This window comes from Streptomyces sp. NPDC050625 (genome assembly GCF_040654755.1).
Taxonomy (GTDB): domain Bacteria; phylum Actinomycetota; class Actinomycetes; order Streptomycetales; family Streptomycetaceae; genus Streptomyces.
In genome coordinates this window covers 82,034-97,983 of the sequence record NZ_JBFAIQ010000011.1, presented here as the reverse complement: position 1 = coordinate 97,983, position 15,950 = coordinate 82,034, and the positions used below count along the sequence as shown (strand labels likewise).

General features: G+C 71.7%; 17 protein-coding genes. 11 read left to right on the top strand and 6 right to left on the bottom strand.

Annotated elements, in window-relative coordinates:
• Positions 1-45: 45 nt before the first annotated feature.
• A complete protein-coding gene (locus AB0I54_RS24650; protein ID WP_363298300.1) occupies positions 46-840 on the bottom strand; it encodes an enoyl-CoA hydratase-related protein in 795 nt (264 codons plus the stop codon).
• Positions 831-3,059, bottom strand: coding sequence for an acetate--CoA ligase family protein (locus AB0I54_RS24645; protein WP_363298299.1), 2,229 nt, complete (start codon positions 3,057-3,059; stop codon positions 831-833). Before AB0I54_RS24645 ends, AB0I54_RS24650 begins: the two co-directional genes overlap by 10 nt.
• A gap of 306 nt (positions 3,060-3,365) precedes the next feature.
• On the opposite strand from AB0I54_RS24645, the gene AB0I54_RS24640 reads away from it, so the two are divergent.
• The 4 genes from AB0I54_RS24640 (at position 3,366) to AB0I54_RS24625 (ending at position 6,652) form a co-directional block, all read left to right on the top strand.
• Positions 3,366-3,785 carry a peptidase gene (locus AB0I54_RS24640; protein ID WP_363298298.1) on the top strand — a complete coding sequence of 140 codons (420 nt, stop codon included), beginning with the start codon at positions 3,366-3,368 and terminating at the stop codon, positions 3,783-3,785.
• Positions 3,786-3,819: 34 nt separating this feature from the next.
• Positions 3,820-4,332, top strand: coding sequence for a hypothetical protein (locus AB0I54_RS24635; protein WP_363298297.1), 513 nt, complete (start codon positions 3,820-3,822; stop codon positions 4,330-4,332).
• 179 nt (positions 4,333-4,511) lie between these two features.
• Positions 4,512-5,237 (top strand): response regulator transcription factor, encoded by a 726-nt coding sequence (locus AB0I54_RS24630; RefSeq protein WP_363298296.1) that lies wholly within the window; start codon positions 4,512-4,514, stop codon positions 5,235-5,237.
• Positions 5,234-6,652 (top strand): HAMP domain-containing sensor histidine kinase, encoded by a 1,419-nt coding sequence (locus tag AB0I54_RS24625; protein WP_363298295.1) that lies wholly within the window; start codon positions 5,234-5,236, stop codon positions 6,650-6,652. Before AB0I54_RS24630 ends, AB0I54_RS24625 begins: the two co-directional genes overlap by 4 nt.
• Before the next feature lie 25 nt (positions 6,653-6,677).
• Here the strand turns inward: AB0I54_RS24625 and AB0I54_RS24620 are convergent, their stop codons facing one another.
• On the bottom strand, positions 6,678-8,168 hold the full coding sequence (locus tag AB0I54_RS24620) for an FAD-dependent oxidoreductase (protein WP_363298294.1): 1,491 nt from the start codon (positions 8,166-8,168) through the stop codon (positions 6,678-6,680).
• Positions 8,169-8,315: 147 nt separating this feature from the next.
• A complete protein-coding gene (locus AB0I54_RS24615; RefSeq protein WP_363298293.1) occupies positions 8,316-9,548 on the bottom strand; it encodes an NAD(P)/FAD-dependent oxidoreductase in 1,233 nt (410 codons plus the stop codon).
• A 204-nt stretch (positions 9,549-9,752) separates the two neighbouring features.
• On the opposite strand from AB0I54_RS24615, the gene AB0I54_RS24610 reads away from it, so the two are divergent.
• The 4 genes from AB0I54_RS24610 (at position 9,753) to AB0I54_RS24595 (ending at position 12,205) form a co-directional block, all read left to right on the top strand.
• Positions 9,753-10,199 (top strand): DoxX family protein, encoded by a 447-nt coding sequence (locus AB0I54_RS24610; protein ID WP_363298292.1) that lies wholly within the window; start codon positions 9,753-9,755, stop codon positions 10,197-10,199.
• 22 nt (positions 10,200-10,221) lie between these two features.
• The gene (locus AB0I54_RS24605) at positions 10,222-10,626 is read left to right on the top strand and encodes a Zn-ribbon domain-containing OB-fold protein (RefSeq protein ID WP_363298291.1); all 405 of its coding nucleotides are present in this window, start codon (positions 10,222-10,224) and stop codon (positions 10,624-10,626) included.
• A gap of 62 nt (positions 10,627-10,688) precedes the next feature.
• On the top strand, positions 10,689-11,291 hold the full coding sequence (locus tag AB0I54_RS24600; RefSeq protein WP_363298290.1) for a GNAT family N-acetyltransferase: 603 nt from the start codon (positions 10,689-10,691) through the stop codon (positions 11,289-11,291).
• 38 nt (positions 11,292-11,329) lie between these two features.
• Positions 11,330-12,205 (top strand): GNAT family N-acetyltransferase, encoded by an 876-nt coding sequence (locus AB0I54_RS24595; RefSeq protein ID WP_363298289.1) that lies wholly within the window; start codon positions 11,330-11,332, stop codon positions 12,203-12,205.
• A gap of 21 nt (positions 12,206-12,226) precedes the next feature.
• On the opposite strand, the gene AB0I54_RS24590 is transcribed toward AB0I54_RS24595, so the two are convergent.
• On the bottom strand, positions 12,227-12,895 hold the full coding sequence (locus AB0I54_RS24590) for a pyridoxal 5'-phosphate synthase (protein ID WP_363298288.1): 669 nt from the start codon (positions 12,893-12,895) through the stop codon (positions 12,227-12,229).
• A 10-nt stretch (positions 12,896-12,905) separates the two neighbouring features.
• Positions 12,906-13,202, bottom strand: coding sequence for a hypothetical protein (locus tag AB0I54_RS24585; RefSeq protein WP_363298287.1), 297 nt, complete (start codon positions 13,200-13,202; stop codon positions 12,906-12,908).
• A 203-nt stretch (positions 13,203-13,405) separates the two neighbouring features.
• Between AB0I54_RS24585 and AB0I54_RS24580 the strand changes: the two genes are divergently transcribed.
• Genes AB0I54_RS24580 through AB0I54_RS24570 form a run of 3 tightly spaced genes read left to right on the top strand, consistent with a single transcriptional unit; the run spans position 13,406 to position 15,932 of the window.
• Positions 13,406-14,221 carry a helix-turn-helix transcriptional regulator gene (locus tag AB0I54_RS24580; protein ID WP_363298286.1) on the top strand — a complete coding sequence of 272 codons (816 nt, stop codon included), beginning with the start codon at positions 13,406-13,408 and terminating at the stop codon, positions 14,219-14,221.
• On the top strand, positions 14,218-14,403 hold the full coding sequence (locus AB0I54_RS24575; protein WP_363298285.1) for a DUF397 domain-containing protein: 186 nt from the start codon (positions 14,218-14,220) through the stop codon (positions 14,401-14,403). Before AB0I54_RS24580 ends, AB0I54_RS24575 begins: the two co-directional genes overlap by 4 nt.
• Positions 14,394-15,932 (top strand): hypothetical protein, encoded by a 1,539-nt coding sequence (locus AB0I54_RS24570; RefSeq protein ID WP_363298284.1) that lies wholly within the window; start codon positions 14,394-14,396, stop codon positions 15,930-15,932. Before AB0I54_RS24575 ends, AB0I54_RS24570 begins: the two co-directional genes overlap by 10 nt.
• Positions 15,933-15,950 lie beyond the last annotated feature (18 nt).

The following is a 15,950-nucleotide window of genomic DNA, read 5'->3' as shown; positions in this document are numbered from 1 at the left end:
TTGAAGCTGACGGTACGTCAGATTGGAAGGGGTGCGGCGGCATGCTCATCGCCCTCGGAACTCCGGGCTTCTGCGTTCCACGAAGGCCCTGAGCCCGTCGCGGGCGTCCTCCGTCGTCATGTTGATCTCCTGCGCGGCCGCCTCCGCGGCGAAGGCCGAGGCGCGGTCGGTGTCGAGGGAGGCGTTCACCAGCTGCTTGGTCAGGGCGAGCGCCCGGGTGGGCCCGGTGGCCAGCCGGGCCGCCCACTCCCGGGCCGTCTTGTCCAGCTCCCCGTCCGGCACCACCCGGTTGACGAGGCCCAGCCGCTCCGCATCCGGCGCGGTCAGCGCGTCGCCGAAGAACATCAGCTCCTTGGCGCGCTGCGGGCCGATCAGCCGGGGCAGGAGGTAGGCGCCGCCGGCGTCCGGTACGAGTCCGCGCCGTACGAACACCTCGATGAACCGGGCGGATTCCGCGGCCAGGACGAGATCGCAGGCGAGTGCCAGATGCGCGCCGAGGCCGGCCGCCGTACCGTTGACGGCGGCGATAACCGGCTTCTCGCAGTCCAGTACGGCCGCGATCAGCCGCTGGGCCCCGAGGCGCAGCGTGCGCGCGACGTCACCGGCCCTCCGCTCACCGCCGCCGGTCCCGCCCCGCAGATCCGCCCCCGCGCAGAACCCGCGCCCCGTCCCCGTCAGGACGACGGCCCGTACGTCCGGGTCGGCGGACGCCTCCGACAGCAGCTGGATGACGCCCTCCCGCATGTCCGGGGTGAGGGCGTTGAGCGCCTCGGGGCGGTTGAGCGCGATGCGTGAGACCCCCTCGCCGGTCGCCCGCTCCACCTCGGCCGTCACCGGCACACCGCCAGCGCGTCCAGCGCCACCGCGCCCTGCCCACGGGGCAGCACCATCAGCGGATTGATGTCGAGCTCGGCGAGTTCGCCCCCGAGCTCAAGGGCCATGCGCTGCACCCGCAGCACGACCTCGACGAGCCCTTCGACATCGGCGGGCGGCCGCCCCCGCACCCCGTCCAGCAGCGCCCGCCCGCGCAGTTCCGCGATCATGTCCCGGGCCTGCTCCTCGCCGAACGGCGGCACGCGTACGGCCGCGTCCCGCAGCACCTCCACCAGCACCCCGCCGAGACCGACCGCCACGGTCGGCCCGAACAGCTCGTCGTGCGTGACGCCGACGACCATCTCCACGCCCCGCTCGACCATCTGGCACACCAGGACGCCGTCCAGCGAGACGCCCTCGTAGCGGGCGATGTCGGTCAGCTCGCGGTAGGCGTCCCGGACCTGGCTGGCGGAGGTCAGGCCGATCTTCACCAGGCCCAGCTCGGTCTTGTGGGCGATCTGCGCGCCGGACGCCTTCATGACCACGGGGTAGCCGACCTGTCCGGCCGCGCGTACGGCGGCCGCCGCGCTGGTCACCAGCTGCTCGCGCGGCACCCGGATGCCGTACGCGCGCAGCAGCTGTTTCGCCGCGTGCTCGCTCAGCTGCTGGCCCGGCTGCATCAGCGCCCGTGCCTTCTTGAAGGAGGGGGAGGGGGTGCGGGGTGCCTCGTCGAAGGGGGAGCGGTAGGAGCGGACGAAGCGGTGGTGGTCGAGGTAGGCGCGGACGGCGGTGAGGCAGTTGCCGACGGTGCGGAAGGTGGCCACGCGGGAGGAGCCGAGCAGGACCTCGCGGTAGGCCGGTTCGGTGCCGACCGGCGATCCCCACACCACGCACACCAGCTTCTCGCTCGCCTCGGCCGCGTCGACCAGGTCCCGCACGAGCCGGTCGCTGAGCGGCGGGAAGGGCCCGGTGATCGGGCAGATCAGCACGCCCACCTCCGGGTCGTCGAGGATCGAGTCGATGATCTTCCGGCCGCGCGAGTCCCCGACCGGATGGCCGCCGTTGTCCACCGGGTTGGCCACGCTCAGGTACTCGGGTATCCACTGGTGCAGCTCGGCCTGCCGCGCCTCGGACAACACCGGCAGCCTGAGCCCGGCCCCGGCGGCGAGGTCGGCGACGTGGGCGCCGGTGCCGCCCGAGATGGAGTAGACGACGACCCCGTCGGCGAGCGGCGCCCGCGCGCGGGCCAGCAGGGCGGCGGTGTCCTGGAGTTCGTCGAGCCCGTCGACCCGGACGACCCCGAACTGCCGCATGGCCGCGTCCACTACGTCGTCGGCCCCGGTGAGCTTGCCGGTGTGCGAGGCGGCGGTACGGGCCCCGGCCTCCGTGCGCCCCACCTTGACGGCGACGACGGGCACCTTGCGGCGGGCGGCGCGGTCGGCGGCGAGCAGGAAGGCGCGGCCGTCCTTGAGGCCCTCCACGTAACAGGCGATGGCCCCGACCTCGGGCCGCTCGGCGAAGTAGGAGATGAAGTCGGCGGTCTCCAGATCGGCCTCGTTGCCGGTCGGGGCCCAGTGGGAGAGCCGGATGCCCAGCTCCTGGAGGGCGAAGACGGGGCGGCCCTGGTGCCCGGACTGGGTGATCAGGGCGATCGCCGGTCCCTCCAGGCCATCCCGGAACCGCTCGAAGGCGTTGAGGTTGGTGTTCGGCCCGAGCAGCCGGAGCCCCGAGCGCCGGACGGCTGCCGCGAGCCGTTCCTGGGCCTTGGCCCCCTCCTCGCCCGTCTCCGCGAACCCGGAGGCGAAGGCGACGGCGAACTTCACCTTGGCCTCGGCGAGTTCCTCGACCACCGGCAGCGGATCGGCGACCAGCAGCACGCCGAGGTCGACCTGCTCGGGCAGGTCGGCGACGGAGGCGACGCAGGGGATGCCGAAGACCGACGGCCGGGTGGGATGCACCGGGTGCACCCGCGCCCCGACCCGCTCGGCCCAGGCCAGTAGCTGCCGGGTGATCCCGGTGTTGGGCCGTCCCTCGGTGTCGGAGGCACCGATCACGGCGACGGACTCGGGCCGGAAGAACCGGTCCAGATCCGGTACGTCCGCATACAGCGGCCGTCCGCTCACATCGAGGTCGTCCACGTCGGCGGCCCGGCCGTGGACTGCGGGCCCGGGACGCAGCTCACCGCAGGCGATGACCCGGGCCCGGCGGGAGTCGGTGGTGAGGGTGCCGTGGGTTGATCCAAGCATCGGTCCGCCCGCTCCTGTGTGACAGCACAATTAACTGACGTAGTGTCAGATTACTGAACTGACGTAGCGTCAGGAACTGTCCTGCATGCAAAGGTTGACGAACGGTACGACGAGCCGGTTCCCGGCCTGCGCGCTGCCGCCGGGGACCGTGGGCGTCCTGGCATCGGTGGCGAAACCTTGGACAACTGCTGGGCTTGCGCTCTCCGTCTGCTGGGCCGGCTCTCGACAGCGTCTTCCTAGGGTCGTTGTCGTCCCCCGGTGATCCGGCTCCTGGATCACCGCATCCCCGAAATCTGGAGACAGTCCATGCGTGCCCTGCCCCGCCGTGCCCTCCTCGCCGCTCCCGCCGCCGTGCTGATGTTCGCCCTCGCCGCCTGCGGCGGCGGTTCCGACTCCGGCTCCGATTCCGGCAGCTCGAAGTCCGACACCCAGCAGGCCGCCCAGGGCACGGGCGGTGCCGACGCGGCGGGCGAGGCCGCCGGTGACACCGACGACAAGAAGGAACCGCCGCTGACCGGCGACATCAAGCAGAAGGCCGAGGCGGCGGCCGTCGCCGCCTTCCCGGGCACCGTGATCAAGTCCGAGGAGGACGCGGAGAAGCCCGGCATGTACGCGGTGGAGGTGAAGAAGGCGGACGGCACCTCGGTCGAGGTGTACCTGGACAAGTCCTTCAAGGTGACCGGCACCAAGGAGGAAGGCACGGAGGAGACGGAGAACAACGGCTGAGACGCACGGGCGACCGGCCGGAAGGGAGAAACAGATGCCGAGCGCGTATGGGAACCGCTTCGAGGAGGATGCGTTCGACTACCCCTCGCCCTCCCCCTCCCCCTCCCAATCCTGGTCCTCCGACGACGGCGTGACCGGCACTGCCGAAACCACGGTTGCCGAGTCGGAGGCGAGCGGGAGCAGGCGGAGCCGGGCGCCGGACGAGAACGGGTGGCGGCAGACAGCCGTACGGCACCGGTCGGCCCTGACGGCCGTCGCCACGCTCGTCCTCCTCGGTGGCTTCGGCCTCGCGCTGTCCACGGTCAGCGACACGGTCACCTCCAACCCGAACCCCGGCGGCACCGCCCAGGTCTCCGCGCCCAGGTCACCCGGCTCGCCGTCCCTCCCGCCGGACGCGACGCTCCCCGCCGAACCGCCCGGCGGCACCGCGAACACGGCCACCCCGCCGACGCAGACCGCTCTGCCGCCCGTCACCGATGACCGCGGTGACGACCACCACGGGGAGGAGGAGCGGGGACGCGAGGACGGTGACCACGCCGACGACTGACTCCCCACGGTCGGCGTCGTCACCGCCCCGCTCCACCGCCCCGCCGCCCGGCCGCTCGGCCCCGTGTCGACCGGCCGGGCGGCACCCGCGCCGGCCCACCGTCCCCACGACACCCAGGTCCCAGGCGGCTTCCCATGAACAGCCCAACTCTCGTGGCACAGCTGTGCGAGCCTTGCGCCATGCGGCTCCTGCTCATCGAAGACGACGACCGAATCGCCGGCCCGCTCACCGAAGGGCTCGGGCGGTACGGCTTCACCGTGGACCACGTCCGTACCGGCGCCGACGGACTCGCCGGCACCGACGGATCACCGGACCTGGTCCTGCTCGACCTCGGCCTGCCCGACATGGACGGCCTCGACGTCTGCCGCAGCCTGCGCGCCCGCTCCGCCGTCCCGATCATCATGATCACCGCGAGGGGAGAGGAGGCCGACCGCATCGTCGGCCTGGAGCTGGGTGCCGACGACTACCTCGCCAAACCCTTCGGCGTACGGGAGCTTGTGGCCCGTATCCGCGCGGTCACCCGGCGCACCACCGGCGCGCTGCCCTTCCCCGCGCCGGCGCATCCGGCGGCGCCCGAGCCCCCAGGACCGCAGCTGCTCGGCTCGCTGGAGATCAACCGCCGCACCCGCCAGGTCCGCCTCGACGGAGCCGAAGTGCTCCTCACCCCCCGTGAGTTCGACCTGCTCGCCTACCTCGCCGACGACCCCGGCACGGTCCACTCGCGACAGCAGATCATGGACTCGGTGTGGGACCCGCACTTCTTCGGCCCCACCAAGACCCTCGACGCCCACGTCGCCGCGCTGCGCCGCAAGCTCGGCGACCCGGCCTGGATCACCACGGCCCGCGGTGTCGGCTTCCGTCTCACCGTTCCCGGCCACGACGCGGAACCCGGGGCGGCCGGATGACCCGGCGTCTGCTGCTCAGCTATCTCGGCCTGGCGATCCTCGTGCTGGCCGGCCTTGAGATACCACTCGGCTGGATCTACGCCCGAGGAGAGGTCTCCCGCGCCTCCCAGAGCGTCGAACGCGACGCCTCGATGCTCGCCGAGGTCACCGAGGAGAACATCGAGAAGGGCAACCTCGACGCCCTGCCCGATGTCGTCGGTGACTACGCCACCCGCACCGGCGGACACGTCGTCGTCACCGACAAGCGGGGCATCGTGCTGGCCGACTCCGACCCGTCGGGCCGTACGGGCGTCAGCGTCGCCGCCCAGCCGGACATCTCCCGTGCCCTGCGCGGCCGGCCGACCGTGGCCACCGGAGACGACCTGCTGTCGGCCACCATGCCGGGCACCTCCGGCACCACCGTCCGGGGCACCCTGCGCCTGACCTACCCCATGGCCGAGGTCAACGCCCGCGTGCACCGCATCTGGGGCGCCCTCGCCCTGGCCGGAGCCTGCGTCCTGGCCGCCGTGGCCCTCGTCGCCTTCACCCTCGCCCGCTGGATCACCCGCCCCCTGCGCACGCTGGAGGCCGCCACCGCCCAGCTGGCCGACGGCCGGCTCACCGACCCGCCGGACGCCACCACCGGCCCGCCCGAACTCCGCAGCCTCGCCGCCTCCTTCACCCACACGGCGACCCGGCTGCAACAACTCCTCAAGGCCCAGCAGGCGTTCGCCTCCGAAGCCTCCCACCAGCTGAAGACCCCGCTGACCGCACTGCGCATGCGCCTGGAGAACTTCGAGCCCTACCTCGATCCTCGCGCCCACGGCAGCCTGGAGGAATCCGTCGGCGAGGTCGAACGCCTCAGCCGTATGGTGCAGGGCCTGCTCGCCCTGGCCCGCCTGGAGAACTCCGCCACCACCCCGGAACCGGTCGACCTGGACAGCGTCATCGCCGACCGCGTCGCCATGTGGGAGTCGCTGGCCGCCGAACAGTTCGTGGTCCTCGCCGTCACCGGCCGCCCCGCCGGCCGGGTGTGGGCGCTCCCGGGGGCGCTGGAGCAGGTCATCGACAACTTGGTCGCCAACGCCCTGCGGGTCTCCCCGCCCGGCACCACCATCACCCTGCACCGGTCGCCAGGCACCGCGGCCGGGGCCGAACTCCACGTCGTCGACCAGGGCCCCGGCATGTCCGAGGCCGACCGCGCCCGCGCCTTCGACCGCTTCTGGCGCGCCTCCGACTCCCACCACGACGGCACCGGCCTCGGTCTGCCCATCGTCCGCCATCTGGTGAACGCCTCCGGCGGCGAGATCACCCTCGGCCCGGCGCCGGGCGCCGGCCTGGACGCCGCCGTGCGCCTGCGCCCGGTGGCCGGCGGCCGCTCCCGCGGCGCGAGCGGCTCGCCCCGATCCACACCGGCAGCCGCGACGGCGCCCTGACCAGCCCCGGGCCCGAGTACCCGCCCTACAGCGCCTCCAGCACCTCCTTGGCCGCCCGCTCGCCCGAGCGCACCGCTCCGTCCATGTACCCGTTCCAGTACGTGGAGGTCTCGGTCCCAGCCCAGTGGATGCCGCCCACCGGCTTGCGCAGCGCGGCGCCGTACTCGGTCAGCACCCCGGGCGGGGCGTAGGCGACCGGCCCGCCCCGCGAGAACCCCTCGTTGTCCCACCGCTGCAGGACGAAGGAGGTCGGGGACTTGGCCTTGTCCCCGAAGTAGTTCGCGTAGTCCTTCAGCACGGCGGCCCTGACGTCGTCCACGCTCGCCGCGTCGTACGCCCGCATCTCGTCGGCCTCGATGAAGCCCATCAGCGCGCCGTACGAAGCGTCGGGCGGCGAGTTGTCGAACGTCGACCGCACGACCCCGGAGTCGCTCACCGCCTGCCCGTTCAGCCCGTCGGCCCGCCAGAACGGGGTGTCGTAGACGGCGATCGCCTTCCCGATCGACCCCATCGGCATCCGCTGGCACAGCTGGTCGCGCTCGGCGGGCAGCAGCGGGTCGTACGAGATGCGCGCGGCCAGCGGCGGCGGCACCGCGACGACCACCCGGCTCGCCGTCACGGTGATTCCGTCCGCGGTGACCAGGTACGAGCCGCCCGACCGCGCGATGGAGCGCACCGGCGCGCCCAGCACCACCCGGTCCCCGAGCGTCGCCGCCAGCTTGATCGGCACCTGCTGGGAGCCGCCCACGAAGCGGGAGTCCTGGGCGCCGTTCGCGGTGTCGGTCAGCCGCTCCAGGGTGCCGGCGGTGGAGGCGTTGCCGGCGGCGGCGATGTAGTACAGCACGTAGAGCAGGGAGAGCTCGCGCGGCTGCGCCGAGAACACCGACGTACAGGCCACGTCGAGCAGGAACTTGGCCGAGGGGATGACGGCGTGGGCGTTCAGCCAGCTCTCGAAGGTCTGCTTGTCCCACTCGGCGGCCTTGGCCGCGGTCCACGGCGCGTCGACCGGTATCTGCTTGGCCATGCTGTCGAGCTCTGACTGCACGATCGCGGCGTTGGCGAGCCCGGCCGCGTCCACCGGCGGGACGGAACCGAGCAGCCCGCTCGTGTCGTACGGGGTCCGCTTGCCGTCCTTGTAGAGGAGGTTGTTCCCGGTGTTGTAGGTGGCGAAGGTCGCCACGCCGAGGGAGTCGGCGAGGGCCTTGATGCGGTCCTGGGTGGGGCCGATGAACTCGCCGCCGCCCTCGGTGAAGCCGCCGTTCGCCAGCTTCAGGTTCACCAGCCGCCCGCCGACCCGGTCGCGGGCCTCCAGGACGACCACGGACCGGCCGCCCGCCACCAGGTCACGGGCCGCGGTGAGCCCCGCGAGCCCGCCGCCGACGACGGCCACGTCGACGGTACGGGTGGTCGCCGCGGACGCCGTACCGGCGGCGGTGGCGGTCAGACCGACGGCCCCGGCGGCCGCACCGCCGAGCAGGGAGCGCCGGGAGAGCTGTCTTTCGCGTGCCACGTGCATCCTCCGTCATGAGCGAGAGGGAGTGGAGCTGGAAAGTTGAGCAGTGCTCACATTCTGGCCCCGTGCGGCGGCGTCGTACAGCTCTCCCGTCACATCTGACTCTCAAGTAACGAGGCGTGCACGTAAGTGAGTTGATACGTCCCGCAATCAGCCCGGGATCCGGGACAGCCGTCCCGCGGAGGTCCTGGCGACGGCCTTCGCGATCTTCTCCGCGTCGATCGCCATCTCGCGGAACATGCCGCTGATGGGGTTGGTGAAGCCGGTGAAGTAGAGACCGGGGGCGTTCTTCGGGGTGGCGCCGCCGTGGACGACCGGCCGGCCCCGCCCGTCGAGCACATCGAGGTGACCGACGAGCCCCTCCAGTCCACGGGCGTACCCGGTGGCCGCGACGACCGCGTCCGGGGAGACCCGGCTGCCGTCGGCCAGGACGACCTTGCCGTCCTCGAACGCCTCCACGGCGGCCACGACCTCGACCCGGCCCTTGCGCACGGCGTCGATGAGGCCGACGTCCAGGACCGGGACCGCCCCCTCCTTCGCCCGGGAGTACAGCCCCGTGTCCGGTCGCGGCAGCCCCTGCGCCGACAGATCCGGCACACTGAGCCGGGCCATCGGCCGGGCCAGCCGGTCGACGAGCCCCACGGGCAGCCGCCGGATCAGCACGGACGAGTACTGGGCGGCCCACCCGGCGGTCGACCGGCGCACGATGTGCGGAGCGGTACGGACGCTCAGCCGCACCCGCGACGCGCCCCCCTCGACCAGGTCCACGGCGATCTCGGCACCCGTGTTGCCCACCCCGACGACCAGCACGTCCCGCTCGGCGTAGGGCTTGGCATTCCGGTACTCGCCGGCATGCAGGAACTCCCCGGCGTACGCGTCCCGCCCCGGCCAGTCGGGCACGCGCGGAGAGTGATTGAAGCCGGTGGCGACGACCACCGCACCCCCGGTCAGCTCACGCCCGCCGGAGGCGTGCAGCAGCCAGCCCGTGCCGTCGGCCGAGCGCTCCACGCGCGAGACCTCGACACCGGTGACTATCTCCAGCTCATGGTGCTCGGCGTACTTCTCCAGGTACCGCACCACGTCGTCCCGCGACACCCAGCGCCCGAACCGCCGCGGCATCGGCAGCCCCGGCAGGGCGGACAGCCGCCGGGTGGTGTGCAGACGGAGCCGGTCGTAGTGGCGCCGCCACGAGGCACCCACCCGGTCGGACTTCTCCAGGACGACGGCCCGTATGCCCCGGGCCCGCAGCGAGTGAGCGACCGCCAGGCCACCGGGGCCGCCGCCTATGACGTAGACGGGGCGGTCGGCGGGGTGTGCGGTGGGCTGGGCTGTGGACTGGGGGAGGGATCTCGCGGGCTTGCTGGAGTCGCTGGAGTCGGCCATGAGCGCGAGCGTAACCACATCCCACGTTGATGGGTCTCGGTCAAGACCGGAATTGGTTGCGGATAGATCACGCCTGTAGGAGGAGTGGGGGGAACCGGTGACGTAGGCGAGCTGGTTGTGGGTGGGGGTGGTGGGGTTGTGGGTGCGCGGCCAATTTCCAACGGGGTCTCGGCTTTCCCTCTGATCTGACGTACCGTCAGATTCATGGATGCGATCTGGCTCAGTGGCGCGCAGTGGCTGGCGGTGCTGCGTATCGGCCTCGGCCTGTGGTGGCTGGAGAGCTGGCGGCACAAGGACAAGAAGACCTGGTTCACGGGGAGCGGGATCGCCTGGGCGGCGGACATAGCCGGGAAGCACCGCTGGAACGCGGTGCGCTCCGGCTTCGAGGTCGTGGTCAAGCCGCGCCCGAAGGCGATGGCGTACGTCGTCGCGTACGCGGAGCTGGCCCTGGGACTCGGCCTGATCACGGGCTTCCTGACCCCGGTGGCCCTGGTCGGCGGCCTGCTCCTGAACCTCCTCTACTTCGTCCTCATGATCCACGACTGGGCGGAGCAGGGGCAGAACTCGATGATGGCGCTCATCTCGGTGGTGGGGTTGTTCGGGATGGCGTGGCAGACGTGGTCGGTGGACGCGGCGCTGGGATGGTTCTGATGGGGGAGGTGGGACGGCTCTGATGGGATCGCCGAGATTCGACGTGCCGGAGGTGGACGCCTTCACCAGCACGTACTGGGAGGCGGCGAAGGAGGGCCGGCTGCTGATACGCCGCTGCCGGGCCCCGGGCTGCGGACGTGCCCACCACTACCCCCGCGAGTTCTGCCCGTTCTGCTGGGGCGAGGACGTGACCTGGGAGGAGGCGAGCGGCCGGGCGACCCTCTACACCTGGTCGGTGGTCCACCGGAACGACCTTCCGCCGTTCGGGGACCGCACACCGTACGTCGCCGCCGTGGTCGACCTGGCGGAGGGGCCACGGATGATGACCGAGGTGGTGGGCTGCGAGCCGGGGGCACTGCGGGCGGGGGCCGAACTGGCCGTCGTGTTCCGGGAGGGGGTCGCGGTGTTCCGGCCTGCGGGTGAGTGAGGTTCCGGCCTGCCGCTGAGTGAGATGGGCCGATGGGTTGGCGGGGGCGATTGAATGGGCCCATGGCTACCGCAAATGAACGCATCCCCGATCGGCGGCGTCCCGAGCTCGATGGCCACGGCCTGCGCCTTCGCCGATGGGACGCGACCGCGGACTCCGACGCGGCGACGTGGCTGCGCGGCAGGTCCGATCCCGAATTCCGGCGCTGGAACACCCCTCTGTTGGCGGTGGCCGACCTCGACGGCGCAAGGGCGTCCCTGCACAAGCAGGCGGAGAACGAGGCCAACGGCAACTGCGCGCACTTCTGCGTCACGGACGCGGACAGTGGTACGGCGCTGGGGCACATCGGCCTCAACATGATCGACCGCGTCATGCGTACCGCCCGTGTCGGCTACTGGGTCCTCCCGGAGGCGCGCGGCCGACGCGTGGCGACGCGGGCGCTGACCCTCGCCTCACACTGGGCGTTCACGGAACTGGGGCTGCACCGGCTGGAGTTGGGGCACGCCGTCGGGCATGACGCGTCGTGCCGGATCGCGCGGAAGTGCGGGTTCCTGTACGAGGGGACACTGCGCGGGGCGATGTTCGAGGCGGGGCGGCTCGACGCGTTCCGGGATGTGCATCTGCACGCACGCATAGCCACGGATCCCGAGGCGCACGAGGATTAATTGCGGGCGCGACGCGGGTCTTGCCGGGATCATGAGGTATGGCCCCTGCATACGACTGGCAGCTCACCGAAGACCTGGATGCCTTCCTCTCCCGAGCGGGCGGCTTCCTGCGCTCCCGGCCGGCTCTGCACACGGTGCAGCTGACGGTGACGGATGTGCTCCGGACGCGTGGACTGCATGTCTACGGCGAGGGGGCACCGCTGTTCGGCACGCTGACGGATGAGAACGGCACGGTTCGGGCGACCCTCCTGCACACGCCTCCGCACCAGCTGCACTTCACCGCCCTCACGGCCGAGGAGGCCGACGCCCTCGCGGCCAGGCTGCTCGACGTCGGCCACCCCGTCCCCGCGGTCGCCGCGGAGCGGGAGTCGGCAGAGGCGTTCGTGGCAGCCTGGCAGCGGCGGTCGGGCGCGACCTGCGAACTGCGCATGAGCCAACGGCTCTACAGGCTGGGGGAGCTGGCGGTACCGGAGCCGGTGCCGGAGGGACGGGCGAGGTCCGTCGGCCCCGCCGACCGGGACCTGCTGAGGCGCTGGGTCGTGGAGTTCTCCGAGGCGGTCGGAGAACCCGGCTTCATCGCCCCCGACGAGTGGGCCGACGCGCGCATCGCCTACGGCGGCACCACCCTCTGGGAAACCCCCGACGGCACACCCGTCTCCCTGGCCGGGGTCACCCGCCAGGTCGCCGGGCAGATCAGAATCGGCCCCGTCTACACCCCCGCACACCTCCGCGGACGCGGATACGCGGGCGCCGCGACAGCCGAGGCGAGCAGAGCCGCCCGGGCGGCCGGGGCGAAGGAGGTACTCCTCTTCACCGACCTGGCAAACCCGACGAGCAACGCGCTGTACCGGCGGATCGGATACCGGGAGGTTGCCGATTTCGCGGCGTACAGGTTCGGGGGCGAGGGGGGTTGAGCGGGCGAGGTCTCCCGTGGCTCACGGCCACAGCAACTCCCTCGTCCAGCCTTCCGTCTCGTGACGGTACAGCAGGCGTACGTGTCTCCGGTCCGGGTCGCCCTGGAAGAACTCGACCTCCTTCGGGTGGAGCCGGTAGAGCGTCCACGTCGGGGACGGGGCCGTCGGGTTCTCGCGTGCCTGCTCCCACGCTGCCTCCGACGCCTCCCTCAGCTCCTCCACCGACCCCAGGACCTCGCTCTGGCGCCCCGTCAGTGCCGCCGCCAGCGCCCCCGTCGAACGGGCGTGCAGGTCCGCCTGGCTCTCCTCCGACGGCGCCGACGTGACCGGCCCCCGGACCCGGACCTGGCGGCCCAGCACCGGCCAGTAGAAGGCCAGGGCCGCATACGGGTGGACCCTCAGCTGGCCGCCCTTGCTGCTCGTCGCGTGCGTCGCGAAGGCCCAGCCGTCCTCGTCGGCGCCGTGCAGCATCACGATCCGTACGTCCGGGTGGCCGTCCTCGTCCGTCGTCGCCAGCGACATGGTGTGCGGCTCGTACTGGCCCGCCGCCACCGCCTCCGCGAACCATCTCGTGAAGAGCGGGACGGGTGTCGGGGGTGCCGTGTCCGGGTCGAAAGGGGGTAGCTCCGTGACGCCCGGCGCCCATACCCGCAGTGACCTCAGGAGTTCGTGGAGATCCGTTGCTGCCATGGGGTGAGTATTACTCCGGTGCCGCGCACGGCAGGACGAACTGCGCCGTAAGCACCCCGTGCAGCAGCTCCGCGTCCACGAACTCGCCCACCTCGGGCGGCCCGGCCCGCCAGCTCAGCGGATATGTGTTGCCCTCCGGCGCCGGCACCCCGATGTACTCGTCCCGCGTCGACCTCGTGAACCTCCGTACTCCCGGCGGCCAGTCGTGCTCCTCGCTCTCCCCGGGCGCCAGGAGGAAGTACGTCCAGCGGCAGCCGCTCAGCTCGCGGACCACCGGACCCGGCCGGCCGTCCGTCAGCGTCGACAAGTGGTGAAGTACCGCCTCTCCGCGGATCCCGCAGACTCGGATCGCATCGAAATGGATGCCTGCAAGGCGGAGTTGGAGGCCGGTTCGAGGGACCCAGTTCGGGTGCAGTTTGCCCGTCATGACTATGAGGGTCCCGGTGACTGCGTAGCGTCACCAGACGGACGCGGTCCACATTGCCGTTTGCGGGGAGGAAGGTGGTCGTCGTGGGGGCCAACGCTGAGGTTTCCGTGGCTCGGCGCGTGGTGGGGGATCTGCTGCGCATCCACCGGGTGCGGCTCGGCCTCACACAGAAGGAGGCGGCCGAGCGGCTGCATGTCTCCGAGTCGTGCCTCGGGTCGTACGAGCGCGCCGAGCGCATTCCGCCCGTGGAGTTCTTGAAGCACGCGGACGAGGGGCTGGATGCGCGGGGTGCGCTTCTCGCGTGCGTCGAGATGATGGAGAGGGAGAAGTACCCGCCCAAGTTCCTGGGTTGGGTCCGGCTGGAGCGGGAGGCGCGGGTGATCAGTGCGTACGAGACGATGCTGATTCCCGGGCTGCTTCAGACCGAGGCCTATGCGCGGGCGCTGTACGAGTCGCGCGTGCCCGCGTTCGGCGAGGAGGAGATCCAGCGGCACGTCCAGGCCCGACTGGAACGGCAGGCGTTGCTGAGGCGGGAGCCGGCGCCCCGTATCGGCCTGGTGGTCGAGGAGTCGGTGCTGGAGCGGCCGGTGGGCGGGGCGGAGGTGCTCAAGGGCCAGCTCGACCACCTGCTGGAGTGCGCGCGGTCGCTCAGCCATCTGATGCTCCAGGTGATGCCGACCCGGCGGCACACGCACGCCGGACTGAACGGCCCCATGCAGTTGATGGTCACCGAGGAAGGCCAGAGCCTTGTCTACGTGGATGCGCAGGGCTCGGTTACCTTGATCTCCGAGCCATTGCAGGTGACGGATCTCTTCGACCTCTTCGGCATCCTGCGGGCCCAGGCGCTCAACCCTTGGGAGTCCGCGGATCTCATCGGGAGGAAGGCGGCACAGCTGTGAACACGACCGGACTGATCTGGCGCAAGTCGAGCTACAGCAACAACGAGGGCGGCGCCTGCCTCGAAATAGCCACCACCCCCACCGCCATCCACATCCGAGACTCCAAGCACCTCCCCACCCCCGACGCCCCCACCCTCACCGTCACCCCCACCACCTGGACCGCGTTCCTCAAGTGCACCTGATTCCCGACACCCCTTTCCCGGAACTCGGTTTCCCCTTCCAGGTCACCGAAAGTGCCGACGGGCACTGGCTTGCCGTCAGCTGTCACGCCAGCGGCTCGGGCGGTGGCCGTGTCGTCGTGTACCGGCTGAGTGACCTCGCCCTGTGGGAGCAGCTGGAGTTCGAGCACGGTGTGGAGTGCCTGGCCTTCCATCCGAGCCGGCCGGTCCTGGCCCTCGGGACGGAGGAGGGGGACGACGAGTACGAGCGCCAGGGGCAGCTGATCCTCTACGAGCCGGAGACCCGCGTCCGCGCGACCCTGGCCTTCGACGACGTCGGTGTCACCGCCCACCGTTGGACCGACGACGGGCGGAACCTCGAACTCACGCTCTCCGTGCCGGACACGGAGGGCGAGCACGACGGGCTCGATCACTACCTCGCCTGTGTCGTCGACGCCGAGACCCTGACCCCCGGCCCGCGCTCACCCGTCGAGGTCGACTGGAACGCCCCCGAGCGGCTTCCCCGTATCCCCGACGCACGCGCCCATCTCGCAGAGCTGGCCGCCGGTCGCGGCCGCGCCTGGGCCCCGCGTGACGGAGTCACGGTCCTGGAACCCCTGCGTGACGGACGCGTCCTCGCCGTCCTGCGCTCCCGCACCCTCCTGGAGTGCTGGTCGCGGGACGGGGAGCCGCTCTGGTCGGTGCCGGTGCCCGACGAGCACGGGCACGTCGGACGGCAGGTGTACGTGGCTCCGGACCAGGAGACCGCCTGGGTCCCCTACTTCGTGGGGGACAGCGCCGACCGCCGTACGCGGCTGCTGCGCTTCTCCCTCACCGACGGGACCCTGATCGGCAATCGCGAGCTGGACTTCCCCGTCGACATCGTCGACAGGACGGACGGCGCCTGGATCGCCCGCGATTCCCGGGATCTGTTTCCCGGTCCGCAGTGGCCGCCGTACGACAGCGTGGTCTTCACGCCCTCGGGCAGACGGCTGGCCGAGGTCCCGCTGGGGGAGTGCGACGGCTCGTACGGCTTTCGTGTGCGCAGGTCGCCGTATCTCCTGCTGCTGCGGGGGCTCGGTGACAGCCCTCGTCGGGAGCTTCTCGACAAGTGGGTCTCGAAGGTCACGCCGGACGGTGTCGAGTCACTCTTTCCGCTTGCCTGGGACGCCTCCGTCACCGGGTATCTGCGCAGTGGGCCCGCCGTGTACGTGGACGGTGACGCGGGGGTCCACGGTCCCGGCCTCCTGCACGCCTGCCACGGCTCCACGGGGCCGCATGTGCTGCTGAGGGCCCTTCCCGGTGGTGAGGTGCTGTGGGCGCACCGGGCCGATGCGGAGGTCGTGGGGCTCGATGTGCACGCGGGGCTGGTGCATGCCGTGACCCGGGCACGTGAGCTGCTGACCCTGCGCATCGAGGACGGCAAGCAGATCCGCCGCACCCCGACCGCCGTCGGCGGCCATGTCTTCGCGCCCCTGTGCCTGGCGGTGTCGGGGAACGGGCTCGTGATGATCGGCACCGCGGAGGGACGCATCCTCGTGCACGCTCCGTGAGCCGGACCGCTCCGTGAG